The 24,258-nt window shown below is 59.3% G+C and carries 15 protein-coding genes, 3 tRNA genes and 2 pseudogenes; 7 read left to right on the forward strand and 13 right to left on the reverse strand.

The features are described from left to right. Positions 1-186: 186 nt before the first annotated feature. Positions 187-1,545: a putative ABC transporter permease gene (locus NBH12_RS02245; RefSeq protein WP_250819127.1), complete on the reverse strand. Its 1,359-nt coding sequence runs from the start codon at positions 1,543-1,545 to the stop codon at positions 187-189. A 493-nt stretch (positions 1,546-2,038) separates the two neighbouring features. Between NBH12_RS02245 and NBH12_RS02250 the strand changes: the two genes are divergently transcribed. The 3 genes from NBH12_RS02250 (at position 2,039) to NBH12_RS02260 (ending at position 7,510) form a co-directional block, all read left to right on the forward strand. After that, complete coding sequence (locus NBH12_RS02250; protein WP_250819128.1) at positions 2,039-4,663, forward strand: YhgE/Pip family protein; 2,625 nt, start codon at positions 2,039-2,041, stop codon at positions 4,661-4,663. Then, entirely contained in the window at positions 4,660-6,822 is a 2,163-nt protein-coding gene (locus tag NBH12_RS02255; RefSeq protein ID WP_250819129.1) for a YhgE/Pip domain-containing protein, read from the forward strand. Before NBH12_RS02250 ends, NBH12_RS02255 begins: the two co-directional genes overlap by 4 nt. 94 nt (positions 6,823-6,916) lie before the next feature. Further along, positions 6,917-7,510, forward strand: coding sequence for a TetR/AcrR family transcriptional regulator (locus tag NBH12_RS02260; RefSeq protein WP_025221078.1), 594 nt, complete (start codon positions 6,917-6,919; stop codon positions 7,508-7,510). Between the two features lie 258 nt (positions 7,511-7,768). Here NBH12_RS02260 and NBH12_RS02265 read toward each other — a convergent pair whose 3' ends face one another. The 7 genes from NBH12_RS02265 to NBH12_RS02295 all read right to left on the reverse strand — a co-directional run bounded on the left by NBH12_RS02265 (position 7,769) and on the right by NBH12_RS02295 (position 16,217). Then, positions 7,769-8,320: an FMN-binding protein gene (locus NBH12_RS02265; protein WP_003828075.1), complete on the reverse strand. Its 552-nt coding sequence runs from the start codon at positions 8,318-8,320 to the stop codon at positions 7,769-7,771. Between the two features lie 64 nt (positions 8,321-8,384). Then, a complete protein-coding gene (locus NBH12_RS02270) occupies positions 8,385-9,182 on the reverse strand; it encodes an ABC transporter ATP-binding protein (protein ID WP_014483372.1) in 798 nt (265 codons plus the stop codon). Positions 9,183-9,197: 15 nt separating this feature from the next. Further along, positions 9,198-10,592, reverse strand: a complete 1,395-nt coding sequence (locus NBH12_RS02275; RefSeq protein WP_250819130.1) for an ABC transporter permease — start codon at positions 10,590-10,592, stop codon at positions 9,198-9,200. A 33-nt stretch (positions 10,593-10,625) separates the two neighbouring features. Continuing rightward, complete coding sequence (locus tag NBH12_RS02280) at positions 10,626-11,930, reverse strand: ABC transporter permease (RefSeq protein ID WP_106647747.1); 1,305 nt, start codon at positions 11,928-11,930, stop codon at positions 10,626-10,628. A gap of 22 nt (positions 11,931-11,952) precedes the next feature. Further along, positions 11,953-13,221, reverse strand: coding sequence for a DUF2318 domain-containing protein (locus NBH12_RS02285; protein ID WP_003831330.1), 1,269 nt, complete (start codon positions 13,219-13,221; stop codon positions 11,953-11,955). A 266-nt stretch (positions 13,222-13,487) separates the two neighbouring features. Next, positions 13,488-14,183 carry an iron transporter gene (locus NBH12_RS02290; RefSeq protein WP_003831328.1) on the reverse strand — a complete coding sequence of 232 codons (696 nt, stop codon included), beginning with the start codon at positions 14,181-14,183 and terminating at the stop codon, positions 13,488-13,490. 117 nt (positions 14,184-14,300) lie between these two features. Next, complete coding sequence (locus NBH12_RS02295) at positions 14,301-16,217, reverse strand: FTR1 family iron permease (protein WP_502801742.1); 1,917 nt, start codon at positions 16,215-16,217, stop codon at positions 14,301-14,303. A gap of 507 nt (positions 16,218-16,724) precedes the next feature. Between NBH12_RS02295 and NBH12_RS02300 the strand changes: the two genes are divergently transcribed. From NBH12_RS02300 to NBH12_RS02310, 3 genes and pseudogenes are all read left to right on the forward strand, one after another. After that, positions 16,725-16,809, forward strand: a tRNA-Ser gene (locus tag NBH12_RS02300). Positions 16,810-17,021: 212 nt separating this feature from the next. Next, a complete protein-coding gene (locus NBH12_RS02305; protein ID WP_225851407.1) occupies positions 17,022-17,519 on the forward strand; it encodes a site-specific integrase in 498 nt (165 codons plus the stop codon). Beyond that, positions 17,512-17,616, forward strand: a pseudogene (locus NBH12_RS02310) (glutamate--tRNA ligase family protein); the annotation flags it as partial. The gene NBH12_RS02305 and the pseudogene NBH12_RS02310, both read left to right, overlap by 8 nt. Before the next feature lie 50 nt (positions 17,617-17,666). On the opposite strand, the gene NBH12_RS02315 reads toward NBH12_RS02310, so the two are convergent. The 3 genes from NBH12_RS02315 to gltX all read right to left on the reverse strand — a co-directional run bounded on the left by NBH12_RS02315 (position 17,667) and on the right by gltX (position 19,781). Further along, positions 17,667-17,741 (reverse strand) — tRNA-Gln (locus tag NBH12_RS02315). A 39-nt stretch (positions 17,742-17,780) separates the two neighbouring features. Continuing rightward, positions 17,781-17,853 (reverse strand) — tRNA-Glu (locus NBH12_RS02320). A 407-nt stretch (positions 17,854-18,260) separates the two neighbouring features. After that, the gene (gene gltX, locus NBH12_RS02325; protein ID WP_025299502.1) at positions 18,261-19,781 is read right to left on the reverse strand and encodes a glutamate--tRNA ligase; all 1,521 of its coding nucleotides are present in this window, start codon (positions 19,779-19,781) and stop codon (positions 18,261-18,263) included. Between the two features lie 420 nt (positions 19,782-20,201). Here gltX and NBH12_RS02330 point away from each other — a divergent pair. Continuing rightward, positions 20,202-21,531: pseudogene (locus tag NBH12_RS02330) on the forward strand (DUF805 domain-containing protein). 119 nt (positions 21,532-21,650) lie between these two features. Here NBH12_RS02330 and NBH12_RS02335 read toward each other — a convergent pair. Then, positions 21,651-22,835, reverse strand: coding sequence for a lactonase family protein (locus tag NBH12_RS02335; protein ID WP_250819131.1), 1,185 nt, complete (start codon positions 22,833-22,835; stop codon positions 21,651-21,653). A gap of 197 nt (positions 22,836-23,032) precedes the next feature. Beyond that, the gene (locus NBH12_RS02340) at positions 23,033-24,001 is read right to left on the reverse strand and encodes a hypothetical protein (protein WP_014483346.1); all 969 of its coding nucleotides are present in this window, start codon (positions 23,999-24,001) and stop codon (positions 23,033-23,035) included. Positions 24,002-24,258: the final 257 nt, after the last annotated feature.

Consider the following 24,258-nt stretch of genomic DNA (forward strand, 5'->3'; position numbering starts at 1 on the left):
CTTGCAGGTGGGCAATATGTGATTGCCCGCTCAACCGGTTCGTCGGCAACCGAGACCAAGGTCCCGGCAGTGGCGCGACCGGCGGCCTCCCTGTCGGAGACCCCAAATTATCACAACATGCTCCAGTCTATCGCCCGGCCGGTCACCACGCACGAGCTGTCTTACGCCTCTCGCATAAGAGATTCGTCACATTCGCCCGGCCTTGGAGGGATCGAGGTGCATGGTCTGGAAACGATTGGTCATATAGGCATCGCTATAACGCTCGCTGAACCACATCGCAACCGGCGAAGTCTGCGGCTGACCGGCCATGCGCCCATACCAGCAATCTAGGGCCATCAGGGTGAAGACGATGTCGATCACCATCAGCACCGCACACACCGCAGTCAACGAATACCGCACTTTCCAAGGGATCCGATTGATGAGCGCGAGCAGGCGAGGCAACAGCCAGCGGACCCACACCACGCCAATCAGACCCCAGAAGAACATGAACTGGCCCGACGTACGCCCGTCAATGGATAGCCAGCGACCGGTGTAGTCCCATGCGGTGATGCCGAATGCCACTTCCATGAACCAACTCGTGCAGTATTCGAACGCACCGCCAATCACCGCCGACGCGCAGAAAATCAGAAACGGATTCGCCTTCCACATGCGGTTCAAACACACGGTGACCAAAACCGCACCGCAGCCGTAAATCGGCGAGAACGGCCCCCACAGCAGACCCGCGCGGTCCTGCAGCTCACCGTTATAGAGCGCAAAATGATATATCGTCTCCACAATCAAGCCACCCACTGAAGCGATGGTGAACAGCCAGAAGACATTGAAGAAGTCCAGTGCGATATAGCCTTTGCCGGACTGGTCACGCCCGAGCATGCCGACAGCAACGGCGGACTCGTACTCATCGCGCTCATCCATACGCTTGAGCGCGCGTTGCAAGCGTCTCTCCTCTATCAGGGAGGGATCGGCAGTCACCGAAATCACGATGAGGATGATCATCTGGATCATCGGCAGCAACAGGTTGAACCCGAGGCCGGTCAGCGCCAGAGACAGCATGCCGTCGGCCAAGGTGAGAGGCATCAGCACATACGTCCATCGCGCGGCATAACGGCGGTGATTACGCAATAACAGAACACCGAACACGATGAGGCATACGGCACTGACAATCAGTACCAACGCGTAGACCACGGAAAGAATGAAGGTCAGACTCATCGCATCGACGTGCACACGGCCATTCAGAATCTCACGCACGGAGTAGATGCAGGTCAGCACCACCAGCGGCAGCACGGCCAGACCGTCGAGCAGTACCAGCACACCATAGATACGCGCCAGAATCGGCAGACGCTTGGCATCGGGATTCAGACCGACAACGTCCAACTCGTCGGCCACCAAATCAGCCACGACGGCGGACTTGGCACCATCGGCAACGTGGACAGTGTTGTCCGCGGCAGTCCTATCCTCGGAATCCGCATGTGTGCCCGGCATATCCATGCCGCTGCGACGCTCCCGCGCATTCCCGGGGCTTGCGGCCGCATCGTCGTTTCTGAGCATGATTTCCCTCCGCGTAGCGTCATCTCACGCTATCACCCCAATCGGGGGTTTGCCAAACTTAGGAGCATCAAAACAGTTTGACACCCTTACAGCCACCTCCACCACGCGGCGAACACCCCACCACGTAGTAAAACTTCCACCACGTTGTCAGCAGGATTTTGGTTTTGGCTGAATAAAGCCATTTTGCGACACCTCGCCGTGGAACAGTCACTACGTGGTGGGACAAACACATCGCGGTGAAAAGTTAACCACGCGGTGGGCTTTCCCGGCAGGGAGAGGATACCGCCCAAAACGACTCTTTTCAACGCCCCACAAACACCAAAACCAGACACACTGTCCAACGGCGCACGATAAGCCGCCGGGCAGTCGCATATTCGGACGAAATCACCCATCAATCTCCCCCGGCGGTATTACGCTACTTAAACCGTAGCGCTACGCTTACCGTATCGCTACGAGAAACGCAGTAATCCAGCAGCAGGCTCCGGGGGTATCAGTGGGCAACATCCTGAAAGTTCTCAAGCGCGACTTCGCGCGCCTGTTCACAGTGCCGGCAGCTTGGGTGATCATGTTCGGCATGGTGTTCATTCCGCCGCTGTATTCCTGGTACAACATCGTCGGCTTCTGGGATCCATACGGCAACACCAACGGCATCACCGTCGCCGTGGCCAACAACGACACCGGCACCGACAACGCCCTGATCGGCAAACAAAATCTTGGCGGCCAAATCGTCAACCAGCTTAAAGACAACGACCAGCTCGGCTGGACCTTCGTTACCGAGGCCGAAGCAATGAGCCAGGTCGAATCCGGCAAAGCCTATGCCGCCATCGTGATTCCCAAGGATTTCTCCAATGACCTTGCCGGTGTGGTGACCGGCGGCAAAGACAAACCCACCCTCCAGTACTACGTCAACGAGAAAGCCAGCGCCATCGCGCCCAAAGTCACCGACGTCGGCGCATCCACCGTGGACCGCACGGTCAACTCCACTTTTGTGTCCACCGTGTCCGAGGTGCTTACCGAAGTCATCAACACGGTCGGAGACAAAGCCATCGCTGCCGAAGACCAGACCAAAGCCAAAACGATCACTACACTCAATGAAGCCTCCAGTGACGTGCAGCACACGCGAGACACCATCGCCAAACTCAACACCAAGCTCGCCGGCACGCCTGAACAAACACGGACGGCCCGCCAAGCGCTGGAAGACGCACGAGAACTCGGCATCGACACCGCACAGGGACTGGCCGGCGCGTCCAAACTCATCGGCACCACACAGACCAGTCTGAATACTTTCGTCACCGCCACATCCGGCTCCCTCGACCAAGGGTCAAGCCTGCTGAGCCAGGCTTCCTCTCGAGCCAATCAGAGCATCGGCACAGTAACCGGCATGCTGAACTCCGCCAACCAGCAGGTAGGCGGCATGATCAATACCGCCGCAGACATCAATCAGGCCAATGCCGATATCATCGCCCAGCTCAAGGAACTGCCGAACGCCAATCAGGAACCGCTCAAATCCGCCATCAGCAAGCTGGACAACCGCAATAGCAACCTCGCCGAAACCCTGAATAATCTCAGCAGTCTCAACACCACCATCGGTAACACCTACACCGATACCGCAGGCCTGGCCAGCAGCCTCAACACCGCTACCCAGACCACACTGGATGCCACCAACACCGCACGCAGTACACTGGTTTCCGGCGCGCTTCCCCAACTGAACACCGGCCTGAACACGTTGAGTTCCACAGCCAGTACGCTGTCCAATGGCATCACCTCGCAAAGCTCGCTCATCGATCAATCGGAGCAGACCCTCGACCAGCTCGACAAAGCGGTCTCCTCCACCACAACCGCGTTGAACAGCACCGACCAGGCTCTGGCCGGTGTGCAGGCCAAACTCAGCACACTCGCCACGGATATCAAGGCCCTGAGCATCTCCAGTTCGCTAAACGCGCTTATCGGCACCGACGGCAAACTCGACGCCAGCACAATATCCGACTTCATGCTCTCTCCCACCGTCATTATCGAGAAGGCCATCTATCCGGTCGCCGCTTATGGTTCCGGCATGGCACCGCTGTTCACCACCCTGTCTCTGTGGGTAGGCGCATTCGTGCTTGTAGTGATTCCCAAGCTCGAGACCGACGATGAAGACATCGATAACCTCACCCCCTCCCAGGGCTATCTTGGCCGTTTCCTGCTGCTGGCCACGCTGGCCGCAACCCAGGGCCTTGTCACTGGCATCGGCGACCTCATCATCGGCATTCAATGCGCGAGCGCGCCCGTGTTCCTGCTCACCTGCGTCATCACTTCACTGGTGTACATGTCAGTGATTTTCGCCCTCTCCACCACCTTCATGCACGTAGGCAAAGGCGTGTGCGTGGCGCTGGTCATCCTGCAGGTGCCCGGCGCCTCCGGTCTGTACCCGATCGAAATGATGCCGGGATTCTTCCGCACGCTTTACCCGTTGCTGCCGTTCACCTATTCCATCGATGCCTTGCGCGAGACCATCGGCGGTTTCTATGACGGTCACTGGTTTGGCTACATCGGCAAACTGCTAATTTTCGCCATGCTCGCCTTCCTGCTCGGCCTCGGCGCCCGTCCCAAGCTGGCGAATCTCAACCGTCTGTTCGCCCGCGAAATCAAGGAAAGCGACATGATTATCGGCGAGCCGGTGCACATCACCAGCAACGAATACCGCGTCACCCAGGCTATCGCCGCACTGGCCGACCGCGAGGAATACCGCCACGCCATCGAGCGCCGCGCCGCCAAATTCGCCTACCACTACCCACGCCTCTTGCTGGGCGCGTTGATTGCCGGATTCGTGGTGCCGGCAGCGCTCATCATCGTCTTCTCGCTGACCACCAGCGAGAAGATCGTGGTGATGGGCACGTGGCTGGCATGGGTGCTCATCATCGTCGGCTTCCTGATGGTCGTGGAATATATGCGCGATTCCATCCGCCGCCAAACCGAACTCGGCAACCTCTCCGACGAATCGATTCGCGCCATGCTGTACAGGCATAAAACCGGTCACCGGCCGCCGGCCAACGTCGAGGCACGGCCCGACCACAGCGCAGACACCCTTACCATTCCCGCAACACCGCCGACCAAGGAAGGCAAGCACGCACGATGAGCACAATCTGGAAGCTCTTTACCGGCGACATCAAGCGCTTGACCAGCAATGTGGTGTCCATCATCATCGTGATTGGCTTGGTCATGATTCCCGGCCTGTTCACCTGGTTCAATGTGGCCGCTTGCTGGGATCCGTTCTCTAACATGAAGAACCTGAAGTTCGCCGTAGCCAATGTGGATGAGGGCTATCGATCCGATCTGATTCCGGTTAAAGTCACCGTAGGCGACCAAGTGGTCAACGCCTTGCGCGCCAACAGCGAACTCGACTGGACCATCACCTCCAAGTCCGACGCCATCGAAGGCGCGAAATCCGGTAAATACTATGCGGCCATCGTGATTCCGAAGCAGTTCAGCAAAGACATGATGACCTTCTTCTCCGACGATGTGCAGCACGCCGAGCTGACCTACTACCGCAACGAGAAGAAGAACGCGCTGGCTCCGAACCTACTCAACGAGGGCACCGACGAGGTGGCGGCGGAAATCAACACCGTCTTTGCCAAAACCATCACCTCAGCCGGGCTGGAGATTGCGTCATCGCTGGCTGACCAACTCTCCACGCCCGCAGCGAAAGAGCAACTGAACACCTTCAATACGAATATCGCCGGATTCGCCACCCAGCTCGAGAGCACCGCCAATCTCCTCGGCACCTATGGCTCACTCACCGATTCCGCCGGCGCTCTGCTGGACACCGCGAACGCGCTCATCACGCAGGCTTCCAGCGCCGCGCAACAAGGCAGCACAGATCTCAAAGGCGCCAAACAAGGCGTCAGCGATGTGGCCGGCACACTCAGCACCACCACCGAGGCAATGAGCAACGCGCTGGACACGAGCGCCTCCAGCTTCGGCGCGGTGTCCGATTCCATCGATAAGCTCTATGCCGACGCGAACAGCGGAGCCACCACGACCGCCGACGAGCTGGAACACCAGGCCACAGCCGTGGGCAAGCAGACCGCGCAATATACCGAAATCCGCAATACGCTGGCCGGACTACTGGGCGACGATTCGTCCATCGTCAAGGCATTGGACCGCTCAATCACACGGCAGACCAGGTTGCAGCAGGCGCTGAACACGACAGCCAGCGATATCCGCCAGGGCAACCAAGACGCGCAGAACCAGCGGGCGCAGGTCAAGGATCTGGCCAAGCAGGCGCAAAACAGCATTGCCAGCATCGCCGCGGATTACGCCAGGAACGTGCAGCCACAAATCGAGTCCTTGTCGGCCACGGTTGCCGATGCTTCCAGTGTTCTGGACACCAGCGCGGCCAAGTTGAACACCACACTCAGCGATCTGCGAAGCACATCAAGCGATGCCGACAGCATGCTTGCCGAGGCCCACGCCACATTGGACAAAGTGGCCAACAAACTACGCTCCGCAAGCTCCGAACTGACGTCGTTCAACGGCAAGCTGAGCGAGGCACTGAACAGCGGCGACATGAGCATGGTCAAGGAGGTGTTGGGCAACGACCCCGAAACGTTGGCCAGCACCTTGGCCGCTCCAGTGCAGCTCAAACGCAAGGCCGTGTTCCCTGTGGCGAATTTCGGCTCCTCAATGGCCCCGTTCTATACGCTGATTCCGCTGTGGGTCGGATCGCTACTGATGGCGGTCACGCTCAAAACCTCCGTGTCGCGGCGCACCCGCGAATCACTGGGCAACCCGCGCCCACATCAGCTATTCCTAGGCCATTACGGGGTGTTCGCGCTGATTGCGTTGCTGCAGTCCACTGTGTCCTTGGGCGGCGATTTGCTGTTCCTGCACGTGCAGGCCGTGCATCCACTGCTGTTCATGCTGACAGGATGGCTGGCTTCGCTGGTGTTCTCGTTCTTCGCTTACACCATGGTGGCGAGCTTCGGCAATGTGGGCAAAGCAATCGGCGTGCTGATGCTCATCGTGCAGATATCGGGCGCGAACGCCGCCTACCCGATGCAAATGCTGCCTGATTTCATCGCGAAAGTCAGCCCGTTCCTGCCACTCACCCACGCAGTGACGATGATGCGCGCGGCTATTGCCGGCATCTACGACATGGACTATTGGAGGGCTGCCGGACTGCTGCTGGCGTTCATACCGCCGCTGTTGCTGTTGGGACTGCTGCTGCGCAAGCCACTGGTGAAGTTCAACCAGTGGTATGTGGCGCAGGTCGAGAGCACTAAGGTACTGAGCTAGGGAATATGGCCCGAGCCGACGACATGAACCACCCTCAGTCCGGCTTCGCCGGCCAGCTCCCGCCAGCGGGAGCACATGTTGAAGAGAAGAGATGATGGAGAGGACAACGGACACGATGCTCCGAGGCGAGCGTACCCGCGAGGCGACGGATCGCAAGCTGATGCAGGCCACGCTGCAGATCGCCGTGGATCGCGGCATCAGCGGCGTGACCATCGAAGAGGTGGCTCGTCGTTCCGGCGTGGCCAAAACCACGATTTACCGCCGTTACCATAATGCTGACGAGCTGCTGCGCGAGATCAGTGCCATGTATCTGGTCAACCCGGACGCCGGCCCAGTACCCAGCCCCACGCGGGAGCATTTCACTCAGTTGTTGCAACGACTGGTGGACTGGGTGCGCAATAACAACATCGATGTCAAGCGCGTAGGCATTGTGCTATCCAGCGAGGCCGAATTTTTCCAGCACATTGTCAATCAGGTGATTACGCCGTGGCTGGGTCGAGTTGCCGCATTCTTGAAGCAGGGCGTGACGCAAGGTGTATTCCGCGAAAGCGTTGACGAGAAACTGCTGTTGTCCACCATCATCGGGTCTTTGGTGGCGTACGAGGCCATCGAAGGCAAAGCGATGGATGACGACACCGCCTGGGCCGCCCGTATGTCTGATCTACTCTGGCCGGCGTTACTGAAGTAACGGACTACACGTGCACTTCGCCTTCGAGGGGCTGATTTGGTCTTTTCAGAACATCTATCTCCGCTTCAAGGGGCTGATGGCAAAGTAGACAGGCACTAAAAACGGCAGAATAACGTAACCAATATGCGTCTGATAGTTGAGATCTCGCCCTCAAGCAGCCCCTCGAAACGCAAGTAGAAGTTCCGCAAAGGCCAAATCAGCCCCTTGAAGCGGAGAATGCCCATTCCCGCGGTTGAAAAATCTGCAGATGTCTACCTACTACTGAATGGACGCCTCTTGGCGGGCGACTTCGAGGGCTTTGTTAAAGGCGTCGGAAGTCCAGCTGGCGCCGGCGACCTTATCCACCTTGAGGCCCTTCAGGGGCTTGCCGTCCACCACGCCGTTGATGGCTTTGGCGAAGTCATCTTGGTGGCCCTTGGAAATCTTGGTGAACGGGTGACCCACGATTTCCACGTTCTCAACGTTGCCGTCCTTGATGGTCAGATGAACATCGATGGAATCCTCGCCGACCGGGCCATACTGACCGTTGATGGAGTAGTCGCCGTCCTTGTAGTTGCCGGTGTCCTTTTTGTCGGATGTGGTGGTGGACGGGTCGTTCTGAGACGAGCTGGAATCGGAACCATTCGAGCTATCCGACTGGGATTGCGACTGCTCTTCCTGCGATTTCTGGGTCTCGCCCGAATTGCCGGCATACGCATCATCCATCGGCGTGGCCTTGGATTCGCCACACCCGGCCAGCAGCGCACCGGCCACGACCAGTCCAGCCGCCGCCAGCGTCGCGGACTTCTTCAACGTGTTCTTTTCAGTCATATCCAATATCCTATTCGCACCTCACACTGGCTCCCCTCGTGCCCGGGGAAGCCAATATACGGCCCTACTCTTCGCCGCCGGTTTTTGCGGCCTTGGTGGGGTCGGCGAATCCGATGGCGGTTTCGCCGTTTTGTGCGCCTTCCACCTGCGCACCCGTGGAAGCGGGCTTGCCACCGACCGCCTCATACGCCTTGCGCGCATCCTCGTCATTCCACTTCTCGCCGACGAGCACGCCGTGGTTGAGCATGATCTCGCGCTGCGCGCAGCTGGCGACCAGCGCATCGTGCGTAACCACAATGATTGTGGTGCCCTGTTCATGCAGCTTGCGGAACAGGTCGAGCACGATCTTCTCGTTCTTCTCGTCAAGGTTACCGGTGGGCTCGTCGGCCAGAATCAGCTTCGGATCGTTGATTAGCGCACGAGCCACGCACACGCGCTGCTGCTCGCCGCCGGAGAGCTGGCCGGGCAGGTGGTGGGCGCGATCCTTCAGACCGACTTTCTCCAGCGCTTCCATGGCCTGCTTCTCATCGACCACCGAATGGTAGTACTGCGCCACCATCACGTTTTCCACAGCGGTCAGGTGCGGCACCAGATAAAACTTCTGGAATACCAGGCCGATGAGGTTCTTACGCACGTCGGCCAGCTGCGTGGCGTTCAGATCCTCCAGCTTGCGGCCCTCGAGCTTCACGGAACCCTTGGAGGGCGTGTCCATGCAGCCAATCATGTTCATCAGCGTGGTCTTGCCCGAACCGGAGGAACCGACGATGGCCAGCCATTCGCCTTCCGGCACGGTCAGATTGAGGTCGTCTACGGCGTGCAGGTCGCCGTAGATCTTCGAGATGTGGTCGAGTTCAAGTAGCATGACGATTCTCTTTCTTTATTCTTCGCGAAGCACAACGGCAGGGTCAATACGGGTGGCGCGGTGGACGGGCGGGATGGAGGCGACTACGGCGACCAACGCGCTGAACACCACGGAAATCAGCGCCAGCCACCAGTTGAATCCGATGGAGCGCTCGAACACCGCCACGCACAGCCAGCTGGCGAGGCCGTAGCCGATTGCAGTGCCAATCAGACCACCGATGAGGCCGTAAAACGCCGATTCGACATAAAACTCAATGCCGATTGCGCGTGAGCTGGCACCGAGGGCCTTACGCAGGCCGATTTCGTTGCGTCGCTGCGAGACGATCGAGCTGATTGTGGTGCCAACGCCGACGAGCGTAAGCACCAGCACCACGAGCGAGACGACCCAGAACAGCGTCTGCAACATGGTGATGATGCGGGTGTCAGAGGCGGTGATCTTAGTGACCTGCTGCGCCTTGACGTGCATGGAAGTCATCTCATTGATACTGGAAACCAGCCCTGCGAGGTCGCTGGTTCCGGCCGAATATTCAATAACGTCCACGCCGCGCGTCACGCCGGTGAGCTTGTTGACGTCGGCGTTGGTGGCGTAGATGATCGAATCCTCGCTGCCGCCGGTGTCCACGATGCCGGCCACACGGAATTCGGTGCCGGAGGTATCCATGATGTCGCTGGAGACGCGGCCGTCTTGAGTTGGCTGATCGGATGGGGATTGGCCTGATTGGCCATTAGAGGTTTGGCTTGAGGACGACTGGTCCGAGGAAGACGAGCCTGACATATCCATACCAGCCATGTCGCCAGACATATCCATGCCTTGCATGTCGTTGGACGAGTTTTGGGAGCTGCTTGAGGAGGTCTCGTCATTCGCCGAGCCAGTCCCCTCGTTAGAGGAGGCCGAAGTACCAGTAGAGCTGGCATTATCGGACGCACGGTAACCGATAGTGATGGCGGAGCCCACCTTGAGACCGATAGCATCGGCGATGTCACGGCCGACCAGCACCTTGCCGGAGGACGGCCACTTACCGTCGACCACCCAGTGATGATTGAGGTTCTTTACCTGCGCCGCATCGACACCGGCCATCACATACGGAGACGCGTTCACACGCACGTTTTCGTAGCGATAGGTGGCGTATTTCGCAGGACCCTTGGCTTTGACCATTTCAGTGGTGTGCTGGACCATCGACTCATCTATGCCGGCCTTATCCCCAGTGGATTCGGTAGGCGTGACAATCAGATTTGCGCCATACGCACGCATCTCCTCATTCATCTGCTGCGGCACGGCGATGCAAATCATCGCCAAGCAGAACAGTGTGGCCGCGCCGACCAGAGACGCCACTACCGCCATCATCGCGCGCGAACGACGGCGGAACACGGCGCTGAACAGCATCCTGAAGAACATGCCGGTGTTAGTCATCGGTTTCCTCCTTCCCAGTTATGTGAGCAAAACTCAGCGGCCATGGAGCACCTCCGCGGGCTTGAGGTTCAGAATCGAACGAATCGAAGAGGCGGATGCCAACAGCACGGTGACGGCCAGCAGCACGAACACCAGCACGAACACCATGGGTCGCATGGTGATGCCGGAGCCGAACACCACCTGCCCAATCAGCTGCGCCACACCCGAACCAAGCAGCGCACCCACAATCGCGCCCAGCAACGAAATCGTCGCCGTTTCAGCCATCATCAGGCGGGACACTGCGGCATCGGTGGCACCGAGCGCCTTGAGCAACGCCAGCTCACCGGACCGTTCGCCGATCGAGGCGACCATCAGGTTGGCCACGGCCACGGTGGCGGCAATCAGACTCAGCACGGTCATCAAAATCATCACGGCCTGCGTCTTTTGCAGCACATTGCCCTGCAAAGCGGCCACCTGACGCACCTGCTTGGCCACAGCGCCCGGAATCACCTCTTCAATTTGGTAGGCGATTGAGCTTGGGTAGGCGGTGCAGTACCAGGTCTCCCACTCGTCCTGGCTCAGCACGGACGGGTTCTGCGCGGCTTTACGGGCCAGGTCGTTCTCCGGCGTGGTCAGGGCCTTGACCTCGATCTTGTCCACCGAATCGGGCAAATCGGCCAGCACCTGAGCGATGGAGGATGCGATGTATAGCGAGCCGTTATCCTCGTCACCGGAATCGTAGACGCCGGTGAGCGTGATTTTCTGCTCGTTCTTCTTGCCCGAGACGGTGGTTTTGTTGAGGGTCACGGTGTCGCCGGTTGTTACGCCGAGTTCGGTGGCCAGCGTCTTGCCGATAATGCCCTGGTCGGAATCGTCCTTGGGCCACTTGCCGTCAAGCTGCCACCACGAACGCATGCCCTCGACGCCCACCACGGTGGTCTCGCCGGTGGAGAGCTTCAGGTTCTTGTTGAACCAGGTGCCGACGATCGACGCATTGGTGCCGTTTACGGTGGCGTGAATGTTGAGCTGCGGCGCGAAGTTGGTGATGTTGAACGCCCAGAAAATTGTTTTGATCTTGGCCGCGTCCGATTCCTTCAGAAAGGCGGTCGGATCGCTGGTGGACGCCACGCCGCCTGCCTCGGTGTTGTACAGGTCGGAGACGACCGCATCCGCCTTGGGCTGTACGGTGATGTTCGAACCGTAGGTGGACAGCTCGGCGTTGAGCTTGTCGCCCACGTCGAACACGACGCCCAGCATCGACACAGACACCGTCGCCGAAAGACATACGGTAAGCGCGATGAGCAGGCGCCGGCGCAGCTGGCGGGTGAACGATCGAGCGATCATACGCAGAAAGAACATGGTTTTTGCCTCCTGCCTTCACTCACTGGAAGTGGGCGCTCAGCGCGTCCAGATCGGTGGTTTGAATGGTGATCTTGCCGTTGCCGGTCTTGTACGGGAACGGAATCGGGTTGCAGCCACCCTTGAAGCCGATGGTCGCCAGGTTGATGGCCACCTCGCACTTCTTGCAGATGATCTTGCCATCCTTTTCGTAATAGCCGGCGTCGCCACAGTTCTCGCAGGCGTCCAGACCGATGCCATACGCACCACCGTTCTTCTTGATGATGATGAAGCGCATGACGGTGCCGTCCTTGGCCTTGTATTCAAAGCGGTGCAGATGGCCGTCCTCAACTTGGCTGAATGGGATGGTGGCCACGCCGTCCTTGAGTGAGTAGGCCTCCGGTGGCGAAAGGGTGATGGTCTGCTGGGTTGCGGCGACGCCGACGGTGAGGGTCAGCGTGACACCAATCATCGCCACGAGGCTCCATACGGCGGAGGCCACGGCACGGCGGCGGAATGCCTTGTGTTTGCGTCCGATGGCTTCGTTCGCACCGGTCAGCGGCATGCGGAAGCCGGCCACCACGGAGGCGACGGCCGGAATCAGGAACACGAATGCCTGCGCCATGATCATCCAGCTGTTGTGGTTGATCGACCATGCGAGGGCCACGAAGGCCGTGTGGCCCATCGGGAAGCCGTGCGCCTGCAGAATCTGCATGACACCGGTCAGGTGCTGGATGAAGAGAATCACCATCACCGCGAGGACCGCGGCGGTGAACGAGGCGCGCACTGCGGTGGAGCGCAGCGTGCGGAAGATGGCGGCCACGATAATCGACATGGCCAGGCCCAGCGCGAAGCCGAGCGCGCGCAACAGCATGTCGGAGGTGAAGATCGGATCGCCGGGCTCCACCCAGATGGTCAGCTGCAGAATAACGTCCGGCAGTGCGTAGAACAGGGTGAGCGCGATGTCGATGGCGGCGATGGCGTTCGCGATGTGCATGATGGCCTTGTGCCGCTGCCAATTGGTGGTGATGCGACGTGCGAACACTACGACGATGATGGCGAGGATGTCGGCAATGATCGCGCACCACAGCACCGGATAGTTGACGAATGTGCGCTGGTTGATCACGGCCGAGGCGCGCAGGCTCGCGAACACGATGGCGGCGATCAGGCCAACGATCAGGCCGATGAGACGCCAATGCGCGCTGGCGGGCTTGTCTCGCCCTTCGCCGACCGCGAGCATCACGCTCAGGCACATCACCAGTAATGCGGGGGCCAATGTTCCCGGCATCACTGCCACGAATTGTTCAAGCATTCGCGTCCTTTCTTTGCATTGGCGCTAAAAGTAATATAAGCCCCCTCTGACGAGGGGGCTGTCTGCGTAGCAGACTGGGGGAGAGACTCCACGTATTGTTTTACTGTTCTTCTCTCCCTCAGTCCGCCTTCGGCGTCCAGCTCCCTCATCAGAGGGAGCTTAATAAATCACCAGCAATTATGGACGGCCTGCGGCCGGCTCAATGCTGCTCGCGATGCTGTCGCATCGCTCGTGACGGTTACAAACAGCCCACCGGGCTTACGCCGTCACCACTGACGCGGGGTGTAGTCCCAGTTGTCGAAGGTGACCTCGATCGGCTCGGTCCAGAACTGGTGGTTCTTCACACCGGTCTCCGGGTCGACGTGCAGCATCCAGCCCTTGGAGGCCGGGGACTCGATGGAGAGCTTGAGCTGGTAGGTGCCAGCCTTGTCGAGCTTGACGTTGGCACCGTAGTGCGGGCCATCGGAGGCGTTCATCTGCATGAAGGTACCGGAGGTGGCCTTGCCGCCCTCGACCTCCTTGCCGGTGGACTTGTCGATGATGGTGTAGTTCACGGTCAGGTCAGGAACGAAGTCTCCCTTGCCGTAGCCGTAGTCGGTGCCTTCCTGGGAGGCGTGGATGTCGGCTTCCAGGTGGAAGCTCGCATCGGCGGCCTTCAGACCGGAGGAGGCGGGCTCCATGTCGATCGGCTGGAAGTAGACAGCGCCCACGGTCAGCGGGCCGGCAGGCTTATCCTGCTCCTCAGCGGTGCCGGAAGGACCAACCGGGACCTCTTCAAAGCCAGCGGTATCGCTCGGGGCATCAGCCTTGGCTGAATCGTCCTTCTTGGCGGTGTCGGAGGAGCTGGTAGACGCCTTGGTGTCGGAGGCGTTGTTGGACGAACCGCAAGCAGCCATCGAAACAGCCATGGAGCCGGCGAGCAGTACGCCGAGCAGAGCGGCAAGCTTCTTGTTCTTCATCATTTCTCTATATTCCTTTTGTTGTGGTGAATGGATTATTCACGACTTCTTTTTTTGTTTTTAGTTGTGACGGCGCGGGGCGGAATCGCTTCCGTCTCCATGCCGCAAGTTTGTGTTGCGTTACGCCTGAGCGACAGCCTCGCTGGCCTTCGCATCCGAGGCGACGGCGAATTGAGCCTTGGCTTTGCGCTGTTTGATGAATCCGACCGCGAACAGCGCGATGACGGCGATGGCCGCCAACACCTGAGCGATGATGCATTCAACGTACGGGTAGAAGCCAAGCCAATCGTTGGTGGGCATGCCCGGCAAGTAGTTGGCGGGCAGCAGGTCACCCTCGATCAGCGCATGCACACCGCCGCCGGCGAAGACGATCACCAGCACGGACATCAAGATCGAAGTGACCAAGAAGAACGGGCCAATCGGAATCTTCACGGAGGTGAAGCGAATCACCAGGAAGATAATCACGAGAACCACGGCGGCGGCGAGTGCACCGACCACCATGCCGTGCGTATCCTGGCTCATCGTGTAGATGGACTGGTAGAAGATCACGGTTTCGGCGCCCTCGCGGAACACGGCGAGGAAGCTCAACATGGCGAGCGAGACCACCGTACGGAAAGCCACCTTCTCGCCGGCCTCGACCTGCGAGGAGACGGACGCCACTGCGGCTTCGGTCTTTCCCTTGATGTAGCGGTTCCAGGCCTCGACCGAGGACTTGTTGAGCATCCAGTTGCTGGTCCACAGCAGCATGCACATGGCGATGAGCGCGCACACGCCCTCCATGATCTCCTGCAGCGGGCCGGAGCCACCGAACGCGACCATGAAGATGATTGCCACCACGCCTGCGCCGGCCAGACCGGCGAGCACGCCCACGTAGATCCACTTGGTGAAGCGCTTGTTGCCGGACTTGACGAGGTAGGCCACCACGGCGGCGACCACGAGCAGGGCTTCGAGACCCTCACGGATAAGAATCAGGAATGCTTGGCCGACCGAGCTGGTGATGAACTTGAGGAATCCGCCCTCCTGATCGGCAGCGCCACCGTCGAGCTTGGCGGCATCGGTGGTCAGCATGTTCTTCAGGTCTTCGACGTACTTCTTGACTTCGGAGGTCGACTTGCCGGTGTTCATCGAGGAGCGGCACAGCTTGAACTGGTATTCCACCTGGGAGACGCGGTTGCCACTGATGGCGCTCAGCACGGTCTTCTCGAAACCGAGCTTTTCGTAGTGCTGGTAGTAGGCGTCATTCACAAGCGTGGCGCCCTTGGCAGCGTCGCCGCCTTCATAGGCCTTGTATGCATTGTCCAGAATCGGAAGCATCGCGTCTGCGACGTCTTTCCAAGTCTTGGCCGTGTTCTTGGTGCGCTTCTTCTTGGCGTCGAGTTCCTTACGCTCCTTGGCGATCTGCTTCTGGAGATTCTCGTTGTACTGCTTCGGCTTGGCGAGCTGGGTATTGGCGTCGAGCTGCTGGGCAGTGGCGTCGAGGTCGGCGCTCAGGGCGTCGATTTTTTGGGTGAGCTGATCATCGTTGCCGGCCGTGTAAGAGAGGTTCTGTATGTCTTGGAAAGCCTGCTGCTGGGCGGTCTGCTTATCCGAGCTAATGGTGTCACGCACCACGGCGGTGAAGTTGGAGGCGATGTAGATAGTGTTGTACGCGGACATAAACGCGGACGTGGAGCCGGCAGTGTTGCCGGACTTATAGTCTTTGGCGCCTTCTTGCAGCTGCGCCTCGATGGCCTTGGACACGTCGGCCCAGGTCGTGTACTCAACGCCGCTGGTGTCCGTCTTATCGGCTGCGGTAACCATCGTGGCCGTTGGCGTATCCGCGAAGGCAGACTGCGGGATGACTGCGGCGGGAAGGAAGGTCGCGGCAATCAATGCGAACAGGAACACGACGGCAGCCATTGCACGCGCCGAAATCGGGGACGACTGCTGATGGGCAGCGTCCACCTGCATCGCGCGCGCGAAGGAATCGGCAACGTGCGTATCGTGTTCTCGAATTGTGTTCAGTTCAGCGGACTGCGCACAGGCGCGACGAACCATGCTAAACCCTCTCTCACTGCAAATACCTCAATAGCTCAATAGCTCAATAGCTCAAGACCAACTATGAACTCTATAGAAAAAAATTCTTCAACAACAGTCTTGATTTTCTAGTAGATGTGCGGTATTGAGAGCTGGTTTCGTCATTCAAGAGCCAATAAAATGTCTCACTATTTGAAAGATTGGCGCTCAATGCTGACTGCGATTCCAGCATGCGAGCGGTAACATCCCCTCATATTGTGCGGCTATGCGGCTGTGTGTTTTTTGACTGCACGGCTGTACTGTTGCGCGACTGCGCAGCTCAGCATGAGGCAGACTTCTCATCCACGATGCATTTGCACAGCCAAAAGACGAGAGACGCGAGCGACAAAGCTGTCCGCGCACCAAAAATCGGAGGCGGAGGATACGAGATTCGAACTCACGCCACGCCGAGTATGCACTTATCCGAGACCTGTGGTAGTTTATTCGAGTTGCCTACTGAGCACGGTTTCACCGAGCATAGTACGGCATGGAGGATTCGCCTAGTGGTCTATGGCGCACGCTTGGAAAGCGTGTTGGTGTAACAGCCTCACGAGTTCGAATCTCGTATCCTCCGCTCATGCCCTTTTCCCACCCATAGGAAAAGGGCTTTTTCATTGCCAAAACGGCGGTATTCCGGGCTTTTTGAGGCATTACGGCATTCTGGCCGCTTTCCGTCCCGGCACGTTCTGAACCGTTTTCTGGGGTAGAAAAGTCGGTAAATTGAGCGGTACCGCTTTAGGGCTTACCGCCTAACCGCTCTTAGTGCTTGCCGACGATCAGAGAGGCGTGTCATGGCGAAGCCGACAAAGAACCGCCGCCACAAAGCCGCTGGACGATCAGGGCTCGACGCTCATCAAGGTGAACCCGGCGCAGTTCAAGGTGCCGCGCCCGGCGACGAAGCATGTGTATGTGATAGCCACCCGCGAGCAGGTTCAGGCGCTCACCGACGCCATGCCGCCCAATCTCGCCCTTGGCGTCCTGCTGGCCGGCACGCTGGGTTTGCGTCAAGGCGAGGTGCTTGGCTTGCAACATCGTGATATAGAGCTGGATGCAAGCCCTGCGCTGTTGCATGTGCGCCGTAGCGCCAAGGAAGTCAGCGAGAACGGGCACAAGGTGTCAATCCTCGGGGAGACGAAAACGCCCAGTAGCAAGCGCGATATCGAAGTGTCCGCGCCCTTGGCCGGCAAGATTCGAGAACATCTCGCCACCTATGTGGACAAGAAACCGACCGCACTGCTGTTCACCGGCGTCCGCACTCGCGGCACAATAGGGGATTATGACTGATGCTGAAAACACCAAACCCGAACTCCCCGAGAACGTTCGCGTCCGCTTCTGCCCGTCTCCGACTGGCACTCCGCACGTCGGCATAATTCGCACCGCCGAGATTCGACCGGGGAAAACAAAAAACCCTCGCGAATCCGCGAGGGTCATTGGCTGGGGTGCCTGGACTCGAACCAAGAATGGCTGAACCAGAATCAGCTGTGTTGCCAATTACACCACACCCCAATTTGGCTTGGCGTAGCAACTCCGAAGAGTTGTTCGTCGTACCCCCAACCGGATTTGAACCGGTGTTGGCGCCGTGAGAGGGCGTAGTCCTAGACCGCTAGACGATGGGGGCATATTCAGTTTTCACTGGTTGCGAAGCGAACCGCGCAACAGATGAATACTGTACGCGAGGATACAGATCACCGCAACTCCCGGCGTGTCGCACTATGCATTAGCCGAACCCACCCGCATCTAGTTACATCATCATCGGCCAAAATGCACAGCAGAGGTCTCTCAGCTCATTCTTAGGTAGATTGGCCATTCATTTGGTAGGTGGCGCTCAAGCCGCATCCACAGAAACCCGCCATTCCAATGACCGGCGTGACGGAGTACCTACCAAATGAATGGCCAATCTACCTAATGAATGCATGCGCTCGGCATTTCGAGTCACAACGGCAGCACAGGCATTGCTTGGAGTATGCGAAGGCGGGCATCTGCGTGAACAGATGCCCGCCTTTAGCTTCCCCTCGGGAAGAGAAATCACAGATGCGCGCGCAGGCCCTTCAGGCGGGCGATGGTCAGCGGCTTGCCGACGATCTCCATGGACTCGAAAAGCGGCGGGGAGACTCGGCGGCCGGACATGGCCACACGGACCGGGCCGAAGGCCAGGCGCGGCTTGTATCCGCCGTCCTCAACCAGCGTCTTGTTGAGCAGCTCGTGCAGGGAATCGGTCTCCCAATCGGCCTCATCCACACCTTCCAGCGCGGCGATGGCGGCGTCCAGCACTTCTCCGGCGGAATCCTTGAGCTGCTTCTTGGCGTCATCCGCAGGCTCCAGATATTCCTCGGTGGACAGCAGGGAGCCGACCATACCAGCGACCTCGCCCAGCAGACGCACGCGCGGCTGAACCAGCGGAGCAGCGGCGGTCAGAATCTCTTGCTCGCGGGCAGTCAGCGCGTCCCAGTTATCCGCGGAAACCACACCATCACGGTGCAGGTACGGCACAGAGCGGCGCAGGAAATCCTCGGGCTCAAGCATGCGGATGTGCTCAGCGTTGATGGAGATGGCCTTGTCGATGTCGAAGCGAGCCGGGTTGGCCTTCACGTCGCGCACGTCGAACTTGGCGATCATCTCATCCATGGAGAACACGTCGCGATCCGGCGCAATCGACCAGCCGAGCAGGGCCAAGTAGTTGAGCAGGCCCTCGCGGATGAAGCCGTTGTCGCGGTGGTTGAACAGGTTGGATTCCGGATCGCGCTTGGAGAGCTTCTTGTTGCCCTGGCCCATCACGTACGGCATGTGGCCGAACAGCGGCATTTCTTTGGCGATGCCAAGTTCCATCAGGTAACGGTACAGCACGATCTGGCGCGGGGTGGAGCTCAGGAGGTCCTCTCCACGCAGCACGACGTTGATTTCCATCATCGCGTCGTCGACCGGGTTGGTCAGCGTGTACAGGGGGTCGCCGTTCGGGCGCACGATCACGTAGTCCGGCACGGAGCCGGCCTTGAACTCGATGGTGCCACGAATCAGATCGTCGAAGGCGATGTCTTCATCGGGCATGCGCAAACGCAGTGCAGGCTTGCGGCCTTCCGCACGGAAAGCCTCCTTCTGCTCGTCGGTCAACGTACGGTCGTAGCCGTCGTAGCCGAACTCGGCGGGACGGCCCGCGGCGAGATTGCGTTCCTTGATCTCCTCGGGGGTGGAGAAGGACTCGTAGGCGTAGCCGGCTTCGAGCAGCTTGGCGGCAACATCCTTGTAGATGTCGGTGCGTTCGGACTGGCGGTACGGGCCATGAGGGCCACCCACGTCGATGCCTTCGTCCCAGTCGATGCCCAGCCAACGCAGGGATTCGAGAATCTGGTTATAGCTTTCTTCGGAGTCGCGCACGGCGTCGGTGTCTTCGATACGGAAGATCAGCGTGCCGCCGGTGGCGCGAGCTTCCGCCCAGTTGAACAGGGCGGTACGAATCATGCCGACATGCGGGGTTCCGGTCGGCGAGGGGCAGAAGCGGACGCGAACGTTCGCGGGCAGTTCGGGTTTGGTGTTTGCAGCATCAGTCATAGTCCCCTATTGTGCCGCGCGCGCCGGACGCGCCACCCTTGGAATCAGCAGGACAGACTCACGAAGAGCAGATCCCAGTCTTGGGACTCGCTCTCACGGGATTCGTGAAGGTCGACGTTGACGTCAGTGTCAGCGTAATCGCGGTTCATCGGTGTTCCTTACGTCTTATTGTTGGTATTCATTGCGCCGAGAATTTCGCTTGCCCGCCAGCTCCGTCCCTGCAGCCGTACGCAAATCTTGTCTTAAAGTAACACGACCAAACAGAAACGGTCATCATCATTCGACATCAATTTGATAACAAATCACGCTATATCGCCAAGACTGTCCACACTCAGACAACATTCATTGTTCCTGTTGGGTTTTTCATAAAAAACTGGAAAAATGAGAGACGATGAGTCTCATCTTGTGAAAGGGGTATCAATGACCGATCCCAACAATGGTGCGCCCGCGCCGCAGTATCCTGCGTCCAACGGCACGCCTGACACCAATAATCCAGCCGAGCCGAATACCGTGGCGCCGCAGTACGGAGCTCCCGCACCCGCATATGGACAGCTCTCCGGCAACCCTTACGAACAGCCCGCATATGGACAGGAGCAGCCGACGCAACCCAACCCGGCATACAGCCAGCCTTACGGCCAACCAGCCGGCGCGCAATCGGCTCCCGCCTACGGCCAGCCTGCGTATGGTCAGCCCAATGGCAATCCCTACGGTCAGCCCGATGGCGCATACGGCCAAGTGCCGCCCACCTACAACGCTTACCCCGCGCCCGCAGCCGCCACAGGCACCAACGCGGTTCCGCTGAACAAGCCCTACTACGGATGCTCCTTCCAGGAGGCATTCCTGCGTTTTTGGAAGAAGTACGTGGTGTTCAGGGGCCGCGCATCCCGCAGCGAATTCTGGTGGTGGATGCTGGCCAGCTTTGCCATTCAAGTCGTGCTGTCAACCCTCGTGGATGCCTCCAATGACCACCTGTCATTCCTCTCTTCGCTGTGGAGCCTGGCCATACTCGTCCCGAGCATCGCACTATCCGTTCGCCGTCTCCACGACATCAACAAGCCCGGCTGGTGGCTTGCCATCTTCTATGGAGCCGTGTTTGCTGGCGCAATCCTCATGATTGTTGGCGGCGGCGCTGCACTCTTCGGCGTCCTCAGAGTCTGGGGAAGCCCCCTCTGACAGCGGCTACTATGCCACAGCCGCAGCGGGTAGCCTTGGCATCCTGTTCATCGGCGCGATAATCGCGGCCGCAGCGGGCATTGTCTACATTGTGTTCATGACGCTACCCAGCAAGCCGGAAGGCGCGCGTTTTGACGACGATTTCGCCGCAGCCGTCCCTTATGGCGCTCCGAACGGCTACGCTCAGGCCGCGCCGGGCTATGGCGACCCGAATGCCGCGCCTTACGGGCAGGCCGCACCGACCGCACCGGCTTATAATCCGTATGCCCAGCAGACTGCTCGGCCTGTACCGGGCCACGACCCGTACGCGCAGTCGACTGCACCGGCCGCACCTACCGCTTACGGTCAGCCGGCTCCCACTGCGCCCGACTACAGCCAGCCCGCGACACCTGCCACCTACACGCAGCCCACTGCCGCACAAACCCCTGACTATGGTCAGCCGGCGGCTCCCGCTTCTAACTACGGACAGCCCGCCACGCCAGCTCCTACCGCCGAGCCGGCTGTCGCACCGGATGATTCAACCATCCCGGCTTCCGACAACGAGGACGACGGCCAGAAGCCGTGGCAAGGTCAGTGACATTACGATAAGGCAGCCCGGTCAAACCGGTCTTCCCACTGAAAAAACCGCACCCCCAATCGTTAGGCTGAAAAAACAGATATCACGATTGAGGATGCGGTTTTCTCGTATGCATTGCTTTACAACCGCACGAACACGGTCGGAGCTCCAGAAGGCAGCGTGGCGGCAAGGTTCGGTTCGCCATCGGCGGAGAGACGGAAAATGGCCACATTATTTGAGGCCTCATTGGCGGCAAGCAGTAGATTGCCAATCGCCAATAAGTGACGCGGACGGCTCCCGGCACAATCAATGCCACGGCCACGCCAACCAGGAACATCCGGCTCGTCAAGCCGGGTAAGCCGCTTGCCATCCCACAACAACGTCACGATGCGTTCGGAACCACGCAGCCCCACATACGCCAACCCAGCTATGCCCTCGCTGGCTACCGCGGCACCCGCGTTCCCCTGCAGTGCATTCCATGGCACAAACGCCAGCGAAGCCGCCTGATCCGGCTTCGGCAGCGCATCAGGACCAAGACTGACCGTTTGCAGCACACGGATTGTTCCATTGTCGAAATGTTTGGCATCATGGCCGGGCTCAGGGCCAATCAGCGTTACCGTGCCACCCCATTCACCGGCCACCACCACACGCCAATCGTACGCAGGGTCATCGGAATCGACCGGCAGTAGATGTTGGTCGCGCGGACCGGTGCCCGGCGCGAGGGTCACCGCGCCCTCACGAATCAGCTCGCCGTGCTCCCAATGATGCACATAGATGCGATCCGCGCCCAGATCACTGGTCAGCACTCGGCCATCAGGCAATGGCTGCACCCAATGAGCGTGAGGACATTCCTGAGCCGGCAGCGGCCCATGCCCCTCGCCGCGTAGCATCTGTGCGACTTCGAGGATTACACCGGATTCCGTTACCGGATGCACGCAAACGTACCCGTCGGCGTAGTCGGCGGTGATGAGGCGACCCTGACCTTCGTCGTCGCGCACAAACACCACATGAGTGACGGCATGACCCGGCGTGGGTACGCGGGACAGCTCCACAAGCCGCAATGAGTCGCCCGCCCCTTCGACGCGAAATGACGCTATCTCATTGGTGTCTTCCAACACCGCATACAGCACCTGGCTGCCGTCCGCAGCGGTATGAAGCTCCATCCATGTGGGCGATGGCACGTCAGCAAGCAGCCTTCCACGGCTAAGCAGTGCGGCATCGTCGCTGTCATTGCTGGCATTGCCGCCGGCTTTTAATATCAATTGTTCGATGCCCGGGCATGCCGCATTGCGCAACTCGCCGAACCCACCAACCACAATATCCATATAATCCCCCCTGATTTATAAGGGTTCACGGCATCTTGCGACGCCGATTGGACATGAAGAAACGATTCGACAACGAATAGTTCACCCATAACGGTTACCAGCGCAAAGATTTCTCGCAGTAATCCTTGATCTCGAGAAATCGTTGTGCTAAGGCATCGCCAACGCGAAGATTTCCCCAAAGAGCTGGGAAATACCGCTTACAACTCCACGGTTTCCTTGTTGGGGTCGTCCTTGATGTGTGCGAACTTGGCGGCCAGGGCCTCCTTGTTGCGCTTTTCATCCTCTTCCTTGGCTTGGCGCTTGGCCTCGTCCGGGTTCCAGAGCACGTCTTCGCGGTGCTTGTCCCATTCGGCTTGAGCCAGCGGGGCGATGAACTCGGCGGTGGCGGCCAAAGAGTCGGCGCCGGAGGTATTGGCACGGGCTTCAATCAGATCAAGAATCTGCTTGTCAGTCAAGCAGATGCGCGGCACCGAGCACTGCTCGCGCAGTTCGTTGACGTAGAGCAGAATCGGCAGAACCTTGGCGGCTGCACTGGCGGCAACACTGTCTGCGACGTCTGCTGAATCATCGACCGAAACACCATCAGCGGAACCGGAAGTATCGGCGGCATCCCCAGCCACCACACCCAGCAACGCATCGCACACGGCGAGCGCGGTGGCGAATCGAACAGCCACATCAGCAGGCTCGGCGGACGTGGCCAGGCGACCATCGGCCTCAGCGTCAGCCTCAACCTGTGCTTCCACAGCGGCAATCGCTTCCTTCACTGATTCCGCCGTTTCGGAATCCCAATCAATACCCAAGGCGTTGGCCGCCTCGATAATCAGCTCTGCATCGCCGGATTCGGCGTAACCGGTCATCGTATCGTAGGCGTCATTGGCAGCGAGTAGGGCGTCGACGATATTCTGCGGGCGGCCAGGAATCTCATCGGCGCCCTCATAGACGAACTCAGCGTCCGGCACAGTGACGTCTTCACCGGTCAGAATTCGCGCGAACGCACGGGTGATGCGCACCTGCAGATTCTCCGCATACTTGGCGTCGTTGTCCATCTGCATAGCCTCGATCAACGGCCATAAAGCAATCAGCCCCGAGCCCACTTCAGCGGCCTTGGCCACCGCCGGCAATGCTGCGACCTGCGCGATTGCCTCACGATTCAGTTCGATAGTCATCCGTGCTCCTTTGCGTCCACCACTCGATTGTACGCGCTTACTTGGCTCCCTCCTCGAGGGGAGCTGGCGGCGAAGCCGTCTGAGAGAAGTTCGGTTGCGCGACTCAGGCTCCCCTCAGTCTCGCTTCGCGAGCCAACTCGACAGCAATTGTGGACGGGCTCCGCCCGCGCCTCAATAGCTCGCCTACAAACAGTCCACCGGACTGTTTGCTTCACGGCTCAGTCTCAGAGAAGGAAGCCAAGGTTGTATGACACCAG

The sequence above is a fragment of the Bifidobacterium sp. M3-N-101 genome (assembly GCF_023656805.1).
Lineage (GTDB): Bacteria > Actinomycetota > Actinomycetes > Actinomycetales > Bifidobacteriaceae > Bifidobacterium > Bifidobacterium breve.